This window comes from Acinetobacter sp. AR_0276, from assembly GCF_003000705.1.
Lineage (GTDB): Bacteria > Pseudomonadota > Gammaproteobacteria > Pseudomonadales > Moraxellaceae > Acinetobacter > Acinetobacter nosocomialis.
On the sequence record NZ_PSQO01000004.1, the window covers coordinates 3,000,854 to 3,016,454 of the forward strand.

General features: G+C 35.5%; 14 protein-coding genes, 1 tRNA gene and 2 pseudogenes. 15 read left to right on the forward strand and 2 right to left on the reverse strand.

Going from position 1 to position 15,601, the window contains the following annotated elements; all coding sequences use genetic code 11:
• Positions 1–72 precede the first annotated feature (72 nt).
• On the forward strand, positions 73–1,335 hold the full coding sequence (locus CSB87_RS15125) for a GGDEF domain-containing protein (protein WP_004888139.1): 1,263 nt from the start codon (positions 73–75) through the stop codon (positions 1,333–1,335).
• A 60-nt stretch (positions 1,336–1,395) separates the two neighbouring features.
• On the opposite strand, the gene argG is transcribed toward CSB87_RS15125, so the two are convergent.
• Positions 1,396–2,739 (reverse strand): argininosuccinate synthase, encoded by a 1,344-nt coding sequence (gene argG, locus CSB87_RS15130; protein ID WP_002049558.1) that lies wholly within the window; start codon positions 2,737–2,739, stop codon positions 1,396–1,398.
• A gap of 218 nt (positions 2,740–2,957) precedes the next feature.
• Here argG and CSB87_RS15135 point away from each other — a divergent pair, with 218 nt between their 5' ends.
• From CSB87_RS15135 to CSB87_RS15185, 13 genes and pseudogenes are all read left to right on the forward strand, one after another.
• Positions 2,958–3,296 carry a hypothetical protein gene (locus CSB87_RS15135; RefSeq protein WP_004888134.1) on the forward strand — a complete coding sequence of 113 codons (339 nt, stop codon included), beginning with the start codon at positions 2,958–2,960 and terminating at the stop codon, positions 3,294–3,296.
• Positions 3,297–3,423: 127 nt separating this feature from the next.
• Positions 3,424–5,454 carry an NADPH-dependent 2,4-dienoyl-CoA reductase gene (locus tag CSB87_RS15140; RefSeq protein WP_004888131.1) on the forward strand — a complete coding sequence of 677 codons (2,031 nt, stop codon included), beginning with the start codon at positions 3,424–3,426 and terminating at the stop codon, positions 5,452–5,454.
• Between the two features lie 85 nt (positions 5,455–5,539).
• Positions 5,540–5,629: transfer RNA gene (locus CSB87_RS15145), tRNA-Ser, on the forward strand.
• Between the two features lie 423 nt (positions 5,630–6,052).
• Positions 6,053–6,931, forward strand: coding sequence for a MetQ/NlpA family ABC transporter substrate-binding protein (locus CSB87_RS15150; protein WP_004888128.1), 879 nt, complete (start codon positions 6,053–6,055; stop codon positions 6,929–6,931).
• A 251-nt stretch (positions 6,932–7,182) separates the two neighbouring features.
• Positions 7,183–7,320 carry a hypothetical protein gene (locus CSB87_RS19890; RefSeq protein WP_171338745.1) on the forward strand — a complete coding sequence of 46 codons (138 nt, stop codon included), beginning with the start codon at positions 7,183–7,185 and terminating at the stop codon, positions 7,318–7,320.
• Positions 7,321–7,342: 22 nt separating this feature from the next.
• Positions 7,343–8,165, forward strand: a protein-coding gene (locus CSB87_RS15155; RefSeq protein WP_076611894.1) for an IS5-like element ISAba27 family transposase whose coding sequence is annotated in 2 segments (ribosomal slippage) — positions 7,343–7,723 and positions 7,725–8,165 — 822 coding nt in all. Because the reading frame shifts where the segments join, the coding sequence is not laid out codon by codon here.
• Positions 8,166–8,242: 77 nt separating this feature from the next.
• Positions 8,243–8,332 (forward strand): annotated as a pseudogene (locus CSB87_RS20275) (hypothetical protein); the annotation flags it as partial.
• Between the two features lie 6 nt (positions 8,333–8,338).
• Complete coding sequence (locus tag CSB87_RS20280; RefSeq protein ID WP_416224452.1) at positions 8,339–8,515, forward strand: hypothetical protein; 177 nt, start codon at positions 8,339–8,341, stop codon at positions 8,513–8,515.
• A gap of 72 nt (positions 8,516–8,587) precedes the next feature.
• Positions 8,588–9,410 (forward strand): IS5-like element ISAba27 family transposase gene (locus CSB87_RS15165; RefSeq protein WP_076611894.1). Its coding sequence is split into 2 segments (ribosomal slippage): positions 8,588–8,968 and positions 8,970–9,410, totalling 822 coding nucleotides; the frame shifts between segments, so codons are not numbered across the junction.
• An 81-nt stretch (positions 9,411–9,491) separates the two neighbouring features.
• On the forward strand, positions 9,492–10,262 hold the full coding sequence (locus CSB87_RS15170) for a hypothetical protein (RefSeq protein ID WP_004888125.1): 771 nt from the start codon (positions 9,492–9,494) through the stop codon (positions 10,260–10,262).
• A 48-nt stretch (positions 10,263–10,310) separates the two neighbouring features.
• Positions 10,311–11,063 (forward strand): barstar family protein, encoded by a 753-nt coding sequence (locus CSB87_RS15175; RefSeq protein ID WP_000093650.1) that lies wholly within the window; start codon positions 10,311–10,313, stop codon positions 11,061–11,063.
• A gap of 27 nt (positions 11,064–11,090) precedes the next feature.
• Entirely contained in the window at positions 11,091–11,387 is a 297-nt protein-coding gene (locus CSB87_RS15180) for a hypothetical protein (protein WP_004888124.1), read from the forward strand.
• Between the two features lie 148 nt (positions 11,388–11,535).
• The gene (locus tag CSB87_RS15185) at positions 11,536–12,744 is read left to right on the forward strand and encodes a ParB/Srx family N-terminal domain-containing protein (protein WP_050488921.1); all 1,209 of its coding nucleotides are present in this window, start codon (positions 11,536–11,538) and stop codon (positions 12,742–12,744) included.
• A 441-nt stretch (positions 12,745–13,185) separates the two neighbouring features.
• On the opposite strand, the pseudogene CSB87_RS20285 reads toward CSB87_RS15185, so the two are convergent.
• Positions 13,186–14,564 (reverse strand): annotated as a pseudogene (locus tag CSB87_RS20285) (IS3 family transposase).
• Positions 14,565–14,991: 427 nt separating this feature from the next.
• On the opposite strand from CSB87_RS20285, the gene CSB87_RS15200 reads away from it, so the two are divergent.
• Positions 14,992–15,549, forward strand: coding sequence for a TetR/AcrR family transcriptional regulator (locus tag CSB87_RS15200; protein ID WP_004888122.1), 558 nt, complete (start codon positions 14,992–14,994; stop codon positions 15,547–15,549).
• Positions 15,550–15,601: the final 52 nt, after the last annotated feature.

Consider the following 15,601-nt stretch of genomic DNA (forward strand, 5'->3'; position numbering starts at 1 on the left):
CAAAATAAAGCGCAGGGAGCTTTAAAAAATAATGTTATATTTTGTTAACGCGAAATATGTAGGAATCGACTAGTGGCGAATAGGGGAAATGTCCATCAATTACTCAAATCGAAAGAAGAAATCGAGTATTTGGTCACACTACATACCCATCGTTACGCCAATATGCCTTTACCAAAGCAGCTAGAAAAAAAATTCTGGTGTTTAAACCTTGATCGTACTCGGCAAAACATCTCTAAGTTTCTAGCAAGTGGAGTACTTACTTATTTAATTTTTATTTTACTGGCCCTTCCAACTGACTACTTGGTAATTGGTGAAACATATATTACTTTAGACTTTATTCATTGTTTGTTGAGTGCAATGAATATTGCACTTGCACTCTTATTATTTTGGATTTTTGCCAAATTTAAAAAACTCTCTAATCACTTTTATTTCGCTGCCTGTGGCATTGTTTTCTTCTCAATTATTACAAGTGCCATGTTGTTGCTCAGTGTCGAAAATATGGCACTTAAAAATCAGTCGATGTTGCTTCTTTCATTTTTATATATGCTTGGTTTTATTCTAAGTGGCATCAAACCATTACATATGCTGTACGTTGGCTTATCAGCAGCAATATTGGTTTTTGTTTTTCTTAATTTATTGAATGTAAATTGTGATTATATTGCCCTCGGTCGGGCCTTGTTCGGCACTTGTATTTTAGGTTTCTCAATTAGCACTATGCTCATCTCAAGAGAGCGAAGTCTTTTTTTAAATAACCAACTTGCTGAAATTAATGAGCAGATTTTACGGATTGAAGCATCTGAACTTCTGCATTTAAGTCAGCAAGATGCGCTTACTCAAATTTCAAACCGTCGTACCTTTGACGAAATGTTTGACTTCTTCTATTACCGTGCAAATCAAGAGAAACGTCCGTTAGCTGTTTTATTTATTGATATCGATTTTTTTAAAAACTATAACGATTTTTATGGACATCAGATGGGGGATAAAGTCATCTCTAGTATTGCGGCAGCAATTAAAAACTCGATTCGTCATGTCGATTTTGTTGCGCGTTATGGTGGTGAAGAGTTCGTTGTACTTTTACCTGAAACACCGGCACAGGGTGCATATGCAGTGGCTGCAAATATTTATAAAGCAATTGAACGGCAAGCCATTCCTCATGCTGCTTCGTTAGTGTCAAAGTATGTCACGATCAGTTTAGGATTTACCGTATATACAGGTGGATTAAAGATGGGACAAGATAAATTGATTCATGCCGCAGATCAGGCTTTATATAGAGCAAAGCAGCTTGGCCGTAATCAAATTTATTATCAGCCTCTACAAGTTGCAGAAATTGCTTAGCTTGAAATTAGACTTAAAAAAGCCACCTATAGAGGTGGCTTTTTTGACGTTATAAGAAAATTATTTTTTCTTATTGTCTAATTGAGGAATCGCAGAACCTTGACCGATTGAAAGCAAACCAGCATCTGTATAGATACCAAGTTTTGCACGTGTATCGGTAATGTCGAGGTTACGCATAGTCAACTGACCAATACGATCCATTGGCGTAAACATTGAATCGCCTTTTTCCATTGTTAAACGTTCAGCTTCATACGTTAAGTTTGGAGATTCAGTGTTCATGATGGTGTAGTCATTACCACGACGAAGTTCAAGGGTCACTTCACCAGTAATCGCTTTAGCAACCCAACGCTGTGCAGTTTCACGAAGCATAAGCGCTTGAGAGTCGAACCAACGACCTTGATAAAGTAAACGACCTAAACGTAAACCATTAATGCGGTATTGTTCGATCGTATCTTCGTTATGAATACCAGTAACCAAACGCTCGTAAGCAATATGAAGAAGAGCCATACCCGGTGCTTCATAAATACCGCGAGATTTCGCTTCGATAATACGGTTTTCGATTTGGTCAGACATACCTAAACCATGACGACCACCAATACGGTTTGCTTCAAGAATAAGCTCAACTGGATTGTTAAAAGTTTGACCATTTAACGCAACAGGAACACCTTCTTCAAAACGTACAGTTACTTCTTCAGGTTTAATTTCAACTTCTTCTTTCCAGAAAGCAACGCCCATAATTGGATCAACGATTTTGATACCTGCATTTAGGTATTCAAGATCTTTTGCTTCGTGAGTTGCGCCCAACATGTTTGAGTCAGTTGAGTACGCTTTTTCTTTTGACATTTTGTAGTCAAAACCGTTGTCGATGAGGAACTGTGACATTTCTGCACGGCCACCAAGCTCATCAATAAAGTTTTGATCTAACCAAGGCTTATAAATTTTAAGATTTGGGTTAGTTAACAAACCATAACGATAGAAACGTTCAATATCGTTACCTTTATAAGTTGAACCGTCACCCCAGATGTTTACGTCATCTTCTTTCATAGCAGTAACGAGCATAGTACCTGTTACTGCACGACCGAGTGGAGTCGTATTGAAATAAGGAACACCACCTGTACTGATATGGAATGCACCACACTGAATTGCAGCAATACCTTCAAGTGCCAATTGTAAGCGGCAGTCAATTAAGCGAGCTTTTACAGCGCCGTATTGTTCTGCTTTCTTTGGAATTGCATCGTAGTCATCTTCATCTGGCTGGCCTAAGTTTGCAGTGTATGCATAAGGCTCAGCGCCTTTTTGTTTCATCCACAATAAAGCAGCTGAAGTGTCTAAGCCTCCGGAGAAGGCAATCCCAACTTTTTTGCCTACTGGTACATGCTGCAAGATCGTTGCATTATCAGTCATTGCTAGTCCTAACTATTTCGAAATAGGCACCCTAATACTTCGGTGACCAAGAGAATTTATTCGCTCAGTACTATATCACTTTTCAAATCGATTTTTTTTCTGTTAGGAAAGGAATTCTTTTTTTTTAATTTGAAAAATAGATTAATATTGGAAAAATATAAAGTTTTACGATAAGTATGACAATTTAGACGAAATGCTAAAAAGGAAAAAAACAAAATATGTTGATTCATCACAATCAAATTTTATCGACATTGCATCGTATTACGGGGTTTATTGTAATTTCAGATCTTATCTATGCGATTTACAATATATTTGTGCATACGCCCAAATACTTTATTGGTAGTATTTTAGGGCTTATTGCAGCAATCGCTACACAGTTCTTATGCGCTAGAAGTGTTAAGACTGGAACTACAAGCAGCCGTATCGGTTCAATTGTGATATCTATCTTAATGCTTAATATGTTCCCTATAGGAACTGTAATTGCTGTTGTGATGCTATTTTTCTCTTTATTTAAATGGGAAAAAGATTCAACGTTTCAATTACCCATAAAAAATTAGATGAAGGGACACAAGCTCGAATAATTGACAATTTCAACACGTAAAAAAATATGTGTGGTCATCCTAACATTTTAAAAAAGTATTAAAGTACTATGCAACAAGTTGCAAAAAATTATTGGGACGCAGCATGACAAGTTACGCCAATTTATTAAAACCATTACATTTAGGCTTTACCACTATTAAAAATCGTGTGGTGATGGGTTCCATGCATACGGGACTTGAAGATCGTTTTTATAATTACCCAAAACTTGCAGCTTATTTTGAAGAGCGTGCAAAAGGTGGGGTTGGTCTGATCGTGACGGGAGGTATTTCTCCAAACCGTCAAGGCTGGTTGGCTCCAGCTGGCGGAACGATGAATAGCTTATTTGACATTCCGCAGCACCGTTTAGTGACTCATGCTGTCCATAAGCATGGCTCAAAAATCTTAATGCAAATTTTACATGCGGGCAGATATGGTTACCAACCGTTTGTAGTGTCTTCAAGTGCTATAAAGTCACCAATTTCACCATTTAAGCCACGTCAACTTTCTGAAAAAAATATTCTCAGCACCATTGAAGACTATGCACAGTGCGCTGATATTGCCAAAAAAGCAGGCTACGACGGCGTTGAAATTATGGGGTCGGAAGGATATCTGATTAACCAGTTTTTAAGTCGCCATGTAAACCAGCGTACTGACCGTTGGGGCGGTGAAATTGAAAACCGTATGCGTTTTCCGGTTGAAATTGTTAAAGCGATCCGCGCAAAAGTTGGTGAAAAATTTATTATCTGTTTCCGTTTATCGCTACTCGACCTTGTGCATGACGGTAACACCATGCAAGAAGTAGTCACTGTTGCTAAAGCTTTAGAAAAGGCGGGTGTCACTTTATTAAATACGGGTATTGGTTGGCATGAAGCACGTGTGCCAACTATTGTAACGTCTGTACCTCGTGCAGCGTTTGTCGATTACACGGCTCATGTAAAACAGCATATTTCAATTCCGGTAATTGCATCTAACCGTATTAATATGCCTGAAACTGCCGAAGAAATTTTGGCAAAAGGCAAGGCAGACATGATTCAAATGGCACGCCCATTATTGGCCGATGCTTTTTGGGTAAATAAAACTGCGACCAACCGTGTTGATGAAATTAATACGTGTATTGCCTGTAACCAAGCATGTTTAGATCATGCATTTAAAAATAAACGTGTGTCTTGTTTAGTGAACCCTCGTGCAGGCCATGAAACAGAACTGGTTTATTTAAAAACTAAACAGCCTAAGCGTATAGCAGTTGTTGGTGGTGGTGTGGCAGGTATGTCTGCTGCCACTGTTGCTGCAAGCCGTGGTCATGCTGTGACCTTGTTCGAAGCCAATACAGATGTAGGTGGTCAGTTCAACTTTGCCAAGGTTGTACCAGGTAAAGAGGAATTTCACGAGACAATTCGCTACTTTAAAGTACAGCTTCAAAAAACAGGTGTAGATGTACGTTTAAACACTCGTGTAAATCGTGAACAACTTGAGCGTGAAGGTTTTGACGAAATTATTGTGGCAACGGGTGTAATACCACGTGCTTTAAAAATTGAAGGAAGTAATTCACCACAAGTTCTTTCCTATGCTCAAGTTTTACAGGGTGCAGAAGTAGGACAAAAAGTCGCAGTGATTGGAGCTGGTGGTATTGGTTTTGACGTATCAGAATTTTTACTTAAACCACCACATCAACCACAGCCTCAACCTTTAGCCGAGTGGCAGCGCGAGTGGGGTGTAGACCCAGATCCGAACTACATTTCTGAAGGAGGGATGCAACCTCCTATAGTTGAACCAGCGATACGCGAAATTTATTTACTGCAACGTAAAACAACACCACTCGGTATTGGTCTTGGTAAGACCTCGGGTTGGGTACATCGCGCCCAGCTTAAAAAGCATGGCGTACGTATGCTGCGCGGCGTGCAATATAAAGCAGTTACCGATGAAGGGCTGTGGATTGAACATAACGGTCAAGACCAGCTTTTACGTGTAGACACTGTTGTGGTGTGTGCAGGTCAAGAGTCTGTAAAAGACTTGATGCCAAAAGAAGGTGAGTCGACTATAGCGAACTACCATATTATTGGTGGTGCAAAGCTTGCAGCAGAGCTAGATGCGAAGCGTGCGATCAAAGAAGGAGCAGAATTAGCCGCTCAACTGTAAAATTGATGAAACAATATGCACTTGAACACAAAGCGATGATATTTTTCTTGAATAAAATGAATAAGCTTTGTATTCTTACGCACATGGAAGCGTGGCAGAGCGGTTTAATGCACCGGTCTTGAAAACCGACGAGGGTGTGAGTCCTCCGTGAGTTCGAATCTCACCGCTTCCGCCAAATTCGAAAAGCCCCTGTTAATAGCAGGGGCTTTTTTTATGCCTAAAATAAAAATTACAACTCTATTTAGCTTAAATATTGCTAATAAATCCTAAAAATTTCATATAAATCAAATATGTATGTTGTATTTGAAAAATGTTTATGTTTTCAATATGTTGCTGTGAGCATGACTATATATCAGAATTGAACAAGTTATTTGTAGAATATTCACTTGTTGATATATGATGATCCCATATTTAGAGGCTGTTTCAAAACATAATTCTATTGTTTAGCGAGCAAGTTCAAGGAATGAATAGTGCTGAATTCAGGCTTCTAAACCCTATATCTGGAAATTATTTCTGGCCAAATATTGCATTTCGACCCAATGGTTGGGAATGTCTCACTCTTTTGTAGGGTAGGCGTTTCCTATTTTAGGATGTACCTATGAAAAAATTATTTAGTGTATTGTTCAGCGCATCTGTACTAACACTGACTGCATGTAATAAACAACCTGCACAAACTGAAAATACTGCAACAACCAAAGACAAAACTGAGTCTGTTCGAACAATTAAACTGGTTTCAACAGGTTCAGATACGGATGTATGGAAATATGTTGCAACGCTTCCTGAGACTAAAGAAGCGGGTATTAAACTTCAAGTTACCAATTTGACTGACTATGTTGTGCTCAATACATCTGTTGCAAATGGTGAACAAGATGTAAATGCGTTCCAGTCGTTCAACTATTTGGCAGCATACAATGCTTCAAATCAAGCTAAAGTTGCTGCTGTTGCAACAACTTACTTGGAACCAATGGGTATTTATGCAGATAAAATTAAAACTGTTGATGAATTCCCACAAGGCGCGACCATTGCAATTCCAAACGATACTGCTAACGAAGCTCGTGCATTAATATTATTACAATCTGCTAAACTGATTAAACTTAAACCAAACTTTGATCCTGTAAAAGGGACTACGAACGACATTGCTGAAAACCCTAAAAATTTACAATTAAAACCAATTCAAATGACTACAGCGGTTCGTGTTAAAAACGATGTAGATGCAATTGTGCTTGGTAATACATTGGCACTTGAAGGTGGCCTCAATGTAATGAAAGATTCTATCTTCCGTGAGCCAATTGATCAGTCTACTAAACTTTATGTCAATTTATTGGGTGTAGCTGAAGCAAACAAAAATGACCCAATCTATACGAAACTTGGTGAACTTTACCACTTACCTAAAGTACAAAAATTCGTGAGTGAAAAATTTGGTGGCACAAAAGTTGAAGTGAACAAACCTGTTTCTGAATTTGCAGACATCAAATAAGTAATTTCTTAATTAGAATTATTTTTAAAAGCTAAGTCACGCTAATCGGGGCTTAGCTTTTTATTTATAATGTTGTTTTTAAGCTAACTTATAATAAAATATTTATTAACTTCATTAGAAAATTAAGTAGGGAAGATATTTAAAGTTAGTTGTTGTGTTAGTATTCATAGTCTGAGAAATTAAATTACTCATAGAGTGGTTTTTTTAAATATATAACTTTTGGAATTGGAAATTGATAATAAGGTAAAAATATGGTGCAAAGCGATATTTTTGATGCAATTAAAAATATTGATGAAGTTCGAAAAATAGATGATCTTTATTTAGTTGTAGATGGAGAGTCCAATTCTGAAGACCCAGTCGAAAGTATAATAGACCTCTTGCGAAAGTAAAAACCACCTCAATCTAAATTTCATGAGATATCAGAAATTAAATCGTTTTTCAGATTCTGAATTCCAGCGCTTGGTTGGTGTACCTCGACCAGTTTTTAGTGAAATGATCGAAGTTTTAAAAGAAGTAGAATCACTTAAAAAGAAATCTGGGCGTCCTCATACTTTAGCTATAGAGGATCAATTATTATTAACACTCAATTACTTACGGAATTACAGCACTCAATTGGAGTTGGCTGCAAATTACCATATCGCTGAAAGTAATGTGAATCGAACCATTAAAAAGGTTGAAGATGCATTGATGAAATCAAGACGGTTTACTCTGCCAAAACGAAGCATTACCACAGCAGACGAACAGTTTAACTGGGTCATTATTGATGCGACAGAATGTTCAATAGAACGTCCGAAAAAAAAATCAGAGTAAGTTCTACAGTGGTAAAAAGAAGAAACATACGCTAAAAGCACAAGTGATCTATCATCCGAACAGCAAACAAATCATAGGGCTAGATATATCGAATGGCAGTCAGCATGACATTAAATTGGCAAGAAGAACGGTTAAAAAATTCAAACATTGTAAATATGTTATGACCGATTTAGGGTACTACGGATTAGAGCAAGATGGCTTTAAATTATTGATGCCAATAAAGAAAAAGAAGAATTTACCCTTATTTGATGTTGAGAAAAAGTACAATAAAATGATTGGAAAAATACGAGTTGTGATCGAACATATTAATAGTCAATTGAAAACATTTAGAATATTAAGTGAACGCTATCGAAATAGACGGAAAAGATTCGGTTTACGCATTAACTTAATCGCTGCACTGGTAAATCGGATGAACTTGCAATAACGACTTTCGCAAGAGGTCTAATATTTGAAATTAATAAAAAGTTTTGGGTTATTACAATTAATCATAATTTTGATGAAATTGAATTAAAGGTCTTCTCTTCCTTACCAAATAAGGCAATACAACAACGATATTCAGATAATTTATCAAGTCTAAAAGGATTAGAAATTGGAACAATGTTCGCTATCGTCAATGAAAGAGGATATACAGATGGGATTAAGCTCATGCTTTACGACCATTCATTGAAAGAATCTAAGAGGAATCCATTTTTTGCTGTATTAACGATTGTTGCTTTGGCTTCTGGGTTGCAATATGAATTAAGAAAAACAGGAGTTGATACATATCTGATTTAGTTCATACATGTATCTATAAAAATTATTCAATAGACCTCTTGCGAAAGTAAAAACCACCTCAATCTAAATTTCATGAGATATCAGAAATTAAATCGTTTTTCAGATTCTGAATTCCAGCGCTTGGTTGGTGTACCTCGACCAGTTTTTAGTGAAATGATCGAAGTTTTAAAAGAAGTAGAATCACTTAAAAAGAAATCTGGGCGTCCTCATACTTTAGCTATAGAGGATCAATTATTATTAACACTCAATTACTTACGGAATTACAGCACTCAATTGGAGTTGGCTGCAAATTACCATATCGCTGAAAGTAATGTGAATCGAACCATTAAAAAGGTTGAAGATGCATTGATGAAATCAAGACGGTTTACTCTGCCAAAACGAAGCATTACCACAGCAGACGAACAGTTTAACTGGGTCATTATTGATGCGACAGAATGTTCAATAGAACGTCCGAAAAAAAAATCAGAGTAAGTTCTACAGTGGTAAAAAGAAGAAACATACGCTAAAAGCACAAGTGATCTATCATCCGAACAGCAAACAAATCATAGGGCTAGATATATCGAATGGCAGTCAGCATGACATTAAATTGGCAAGAAGAACGGTTAAAAAATTCAAACATTGTAAATATGTTATGACCGATTTAGGGTACTACGGATTAGAGCAAGATGGCTTTAAATTATTGATGCCAATAAAGAAAAAGAAGAATTTACCCTTATTTGATGTTGAGAAAAAGTACAATAAAATGATTGGAAAAATACGAGTTGTGATCGAACATATTAATAGTCAATTGAAAACATTTAGAATATTAAGTGAACGCTATCGAAATAGACGGAAAAGATTCGGTTTACGCATTAACTTAATCGCTGCACTGGTAAATCGGATGAACTTGCAATAACGACTTTCGCAAGAGGTCTAATATTAGATATATATGATAAGATATTTAATAAATATATCTGAGAATTAGGACAATCGAAAATTGTTTGAACTAAACTTATGTAAGTACATTTATGAAGAAGAAAAAAAAGAAATTATTGATGAAATTTATTTTGAAAAAATATGCGTTGATAATAATAAAGTTGTAGTAAGTAATTTTAATAATTTGCAACAGGTTGAAAAATCTTTGGAGATTTTTAATAGTTATCTCGGAAAAAATAATTATTGCTATTGTTATATAATGATTGAATCTCGGCATAAGCTCACTACAGAATTAAAAGAAAATAATATAGCAAATCGTTTAATTCTTTCTGAAAACTTTACTTTTAATGCTGAAGAACTCTCTATTGAATTTGATCCAGATTTTGATCTTATAACAAAAAACAACTTAGAAGATTTTGAAAAATTTAAAAAGAAAGAAGAGCTAATGATTCGTCTTTCAAATGAAACTATAGGTAAAAAGAGATGGCTAAATTTTACAAAGCTAGAAAAAAATTGCTGGTTAGATTTTGCTTATTTTAGAATGAACGAAAGAGGGGAACCTTTATCATTAAATATAACAGTTGATGGTAAATACCTACTGTGTGAAGAAGATGTGTATTGTTATTTTGGAGAGGAGGTTTATGGGGTATTAGGATACTTAGGTTATAACTTTAATGCATTTGCTGATGTACTGCGGGATTTGCCTTTAAAAGTTAAATGGATAAATTTTCAGTACTCTAAAGATAATTTTGAGTCGAAAGAAGATTTTTATCATTTAGATGATTTTATTGAAGTGTTAAAAAAATACTCGTCATTAGAAATTTCATATTAGTAACCCGTCAAAATTTAAAAATAAAGCAGAGATAGAGGAAAATATTATATGAGTTCTGAACTTACAGAAGAGTATATTTTTTATATTGAAATAAGTGAATTTAGTGAGTTTGATGATGATGTAACTATTTGGAGCGGATATCTTTCAGAAAATTGTGTAATCACTGATACTCAAGTTGTTTTTCATGGTTTTTTTGGTGAGGGTGAAATAAATAAAGATAAAAAAAGTAAAAAGTATAAGTATGATATCTATGGCATTAATTTATTCTTCTTAAAAGAAAATAACGAATATTTCGGGGTTTTAGGTTCTAGTATTGAATCTTTTGAAGTGAAAGATAATAAATTGATATTAAATTTATGCGAAGAGGAGACTTATTTTGATGAGTTTAAATTTGATTTAATTAAGAAATATCGAAAAAATCAGCTTAGATTACAAGATTGGTGTAATTTAAACGAAGAAGAGAAAAAGAAGTGGATAGAAGTTTCGCATTGGGTTCAACAGTACAAGCCTCTAGACCTAGTAAGTTCAATAGTTATAGATGGTAGAAATATTAAGTCATTTAATGATTTCTTATGCTGTATAGGTGAGGAAGTGAATGGATTGATGGGCTACTTTGGTTCTAGTTTTGGTGGTTTGTCGGATAGTCTCACTGGTGGCATTGGTTGTATAACTGTACCTTTGAACATTACTTGGAAGTATTTTGAAGAAACAAAGTATTCTTTTAATAACTATGATAACCCTGATGATTTTGAATACTTAATTGAACTTTTAAACGAAAAATCTACTTTAAATATTACGTAATGTTAAATAGAGGGTATTGTATATAATATGCATGCTAAAACATTAGATAATAGTTATTTGAATATTGAAAATATTTCAATAGAAAAGTTAAAAAAGCTTTTTAATGAAAATAACGCTCATAATTTAGATATATTTGAAGATGTTAATTCTCTAGTTTTTAAATTAGATAGTATCAGTCTAGCAACTGATCTATATGAAGTATTGGTCTATGTTTGTAAGATAGATATTTTATCAGTGCATAATTTAAAAATAGCATATTACAAGACCATTTTTAATATGGACTATAATATTATTGACGATTTTTTCGTTACTCTAATCGATTGATCTATAACTATATTCATCAAAATGACATCGATTAGTCATCTAAATGAAACTCTGTTGATTAAAAGTAATCCAATTTATTGGGGTAGTTTCCAGACATGCAGAAAAAAAATCTTATAAAGTTCTAAGTTTAGTATTTCTTGTTGCGAGCATGATGGCTATTACTGCCTGCAATGATAGCCAAGATCAGCAATCTACAGTAGTTTCCCCAACCCCTACAGATACCCGTGACCAGCGTTTTCTAACAGCAAAAACAAATGATGTAATTCAAGTTACGATTGCTGATTTGATCCCAACGCAGGGTGCAATTGGTTATGATCAAATTTATTATAAATTAGGGCGTTGGCAAGGTGATTTACAGCGCCCAACTTGGCAAGCAGATCCAGTCAATCAATTAGTTTATTTAAATAAAACCATTGGCAAAAAGTTTAGCGATTATTGTGAAGCGATTGGTGCAAAAGGTCGTGATGATTTTACAAGTCTGCAAGACCTACAAAAGGCCAATTTAAAACAATTGGAGACATTTAACTGTCAAGAACAGCCGGGCACTGAAACGGCTGATTTGAAAACAGTGGTTGTTGGTTATGATGGGCGCCTTTATTTGACCGATGGTCATCATACAATGACCGAATTCCGTGAGCTGCCTGATGGCGGTGGTCAACTTAAAGTATGGGTAAAAGTTGTTGGGAATTATAGCGATAGTAAAACTGCGGATGAGTTTTGGGCGAAAATGCTTGCCAATGGCCAAGCATGGTTAAGAGATGGGAAAAACCAACCAATTTCATATCAACAATTACCTAAAAACTTAGGCCTGAAATCTGCAACTAACCCTGATGGTATGCAAAATAATCCATATCGTTCACTAGTCTATTTCACACGTGATATTGGTTATAGCAAAGTTGCCAATGCAACGGACTATACTGAGTTTTTATGGGAAGATTGGTTTAATAAGCAAATTGCTAATAATCTGGTACATCCTTTAAGTTTCTATCATACCGATGCGAGTGTGTATGGCGCTGCAGATGTATTGGCAACTACTGAAATAAAAAGTGACTTAACTGTATCGGGCAGTGCAACCGGCTATCAGGCAGCGGTTGCTGATTATTCATTATTGATGGGAAGTACCAAACCAACTGATATTATTTATGGTACTTCAACTGCCGCAGATTTGGGCGCATTACAGCTTGTGAAAAATGCTGCTAAAGGTTCTGTTACTGCGACTTCAATTTCTAATCTTGCAGATTTGACCCGTGACGAAATTAAGAAAGATAAAACACCGCGTACAGGTGGAAGTATTTGGTATGCGGTAAATTACAAGTTATGTGGAAAACCTGCTACAGGAACGTGTTGGGGTTGGTAATTCACGAATATTTAATAAGAAAGGAGTGAGTAAATTCACTCCTTTTTTGTATGGGTAAATTCTTAGCATTTAGTCACAATAGAATTGATAATTTAAAAATGAAGAAGCCATATCTTGCTCTTAATTAAGCCCTAAATATTTCGTCTTACAGATGCTATTAAGATTTTCACTATTTTTATAAACCTCAAATTAACAATAACTTGTTGATTATTTAGCCTTACTTTTTTAGTGATCTAATTTAAAGCAAATGTCATTTTGTGTGCTTGACGGCAAGAAACTTGGACACTATTCTTTGCTTGCTGGCCACATTGCCAGTCGGTTTTGACGAACCGCAATCACACGAGTATCAGAATTATTCCTTCTGAGGGATAGTTTTGTGCAGCTCCTCGTCTCCCTCTCGTAGCGGTAGGATGATCTGACCCCATAAAGTTGGACAGTTAGTTAAGCAGTTTTTATAAACTGGTTTCTATATTGTACCGGGGATAAACCTTGTAGCTTCACCTTGATTCTCTCATGATTATAATAATGAATGTATTCTCGTATCGTTTTCTCTAATTCATCAATTGATTGAAATTTTTCTCCATGAAAGCATTCCGATTTTAATATTCCAAAGAAGCTTTCTATTACAGCATTATCTAAGCAATTTCCTTTACGAGACATACTTTGAATTAAACCATGTTGCTTTAATTGCTGTTGGTAATGAGCCATTTGATATTGCCATCCTTGATCTGAATGGAGAATTGGTTTCTCATGTCGCTTAAGTTTAGCTAAGGCATGAATGAGCATATCTTTCACTAACTCATAATTGAGTTTACGTTGGATCCGGAAAGTAATAATTTCCCCATTAAACAAATCTATAATTGGTGATAGATAAAGTTTTTCACCGTTAACATTAAATTCCGTCACATCAGTTGCCCATTTCTGGTTGGGATGGTTCGCTTTAAATTGCCGTTGCATAATGTTATCAGCCACCGTCCCGACACAACCACTTTTATATGAGCGATATTTCAATGCTCTGATACGTGATTTAAGTCCCATGGTTTTCATAAGGCGATATACACATTTATGGTTGATTATTATTCCTGTACTTTTCAGGGCAAGAGTAATTCTACGATAGCCATAGCATCCCTTATGCTTGTGATATATGGACTTAATCTGCTGTTTTAACTCAGTATATTTGTCATTAGAGCGTACAGCTTTCATGTGATAGAAATAAGTACTACGAGCAATCTTTGCAATACTGAGTAAGAGTTTTAATGGATAAATTTGCCTTAATTCTGAAATAACCTGAACAGTGTCTGCAGTACAAAGTGTATTTAAGTACGTTGCTTCAGTTTTAAGGCTTTTAGCTTTTTTAAAAAGGCAACCTCTGCTCGTAAAGCAGTCACTTCATCAATGAGCTCCTGTTGAGATTTATCTTTGTCTTCTTTTATAGGTTTAGTTATTTTGGTTTTATGTTGTTTAACCATATTGGTATAAATCCTCGTAGTATTAAACCCGGCAATCCCTTCTTTATGATACTGAGCGAGCCACCTTCTTAAAATTGACGTCCCGCTCAGATTTAACCGTCTTCTAACTTCTCTTACCGGTATCTTATCAAGAAGCATTTGTACAGCCTTGATTTTAAATTCGGAAGAGTAGTAGGTTTTTTTAGTTTTAACATTCAGGCCATCTTCACCTTGTGCCTTATAGTTTTCAATCCATAAGCGGATGGTTTGGAGATCAACATTAAATTCTTGTGAAAGGATTTTATATCCTTTACTTCCATCTAAATAAGCTTGAATGACTTTTAATTTTAACTCTTTTGAATGCTTCGGAATTGGCATAGGGCACACCTCATAAGTTTAAAAAGTCTAACTTATGGGGTGCAGTTCAGGACGGGAGAGGGACACCTTCGGGTGTGCTGGCCTCGTGTGACCAGTTCGTCAACCCTCTTTCGTTCTGCCACCATAATTTTAATGTTTTGGCAGAACTCCCTATAAAAAGGAGTTGGCTTTGCACATCCATTATTTCTTGGCAGCCTTTGCCAAAAGCTATAACGACACCACTTAAATCATCTTTAAACAGTTTGTTGGCCTTTAAGGTTCTCAGGCTTTAAGTCATTACGGCTCAAAAATTTGTATCAACAATAAAACTTGAGATGTGCCAAGCACAGTCTTTATGGCTTTGCTGTGCCTTTTTTTCTCCCAAAAAGGGCACAGGCTTTTTTCTCGTTTAGAAACAACAAGAATTTATAACGGTAAAACTATGTCAAATGATTTAGAAATCTCTTCCAAAAAATTACACATTATTCGAACAGCTATTGGTCTATTTACAACCTACGGGTTTCATACAGCAGGTGTAGACCTGATTACCAAAGAGTGCGACGTTCCAAAAGCTACGCTATATAACTATTTTCGCTCAAAAGAAGGTTTGATTGAAATGTGCATTGCCTTTCAAAAAAGCCTGCTTAAAGAAGAGGTGCTCGCCATTATTTACTCAAGTCATTACCGCACACCAACTGATAAAATCAAAGAAATTATAGTTTTACATGTCAATTACAACAGTCTGTATCACTTATTACTTAAAGCTTTTTTTGAAATTAAAGTGACTTACCCTCAGGCTTACCGTATGGCAATTGAGTATAGAAAATGGCTGACTAGAGAACTTTTTGATTTGGTATTTTCTCTAGAAACTCGTGATTTAAGACCAAGTGCTGACATGGTTTTAAACTTAATAGATGGCTTAATGTTTGAGTTTTTAAGTACAAATAATTTGGACGAAAGAGATAAAGTTGTGGAGCGGTTTTTGAAAGAACTTTATTAGATTAAAGTCACTTCAAAAGCACAAAGCCAAACAACTTGTTTGGCTCTTATTT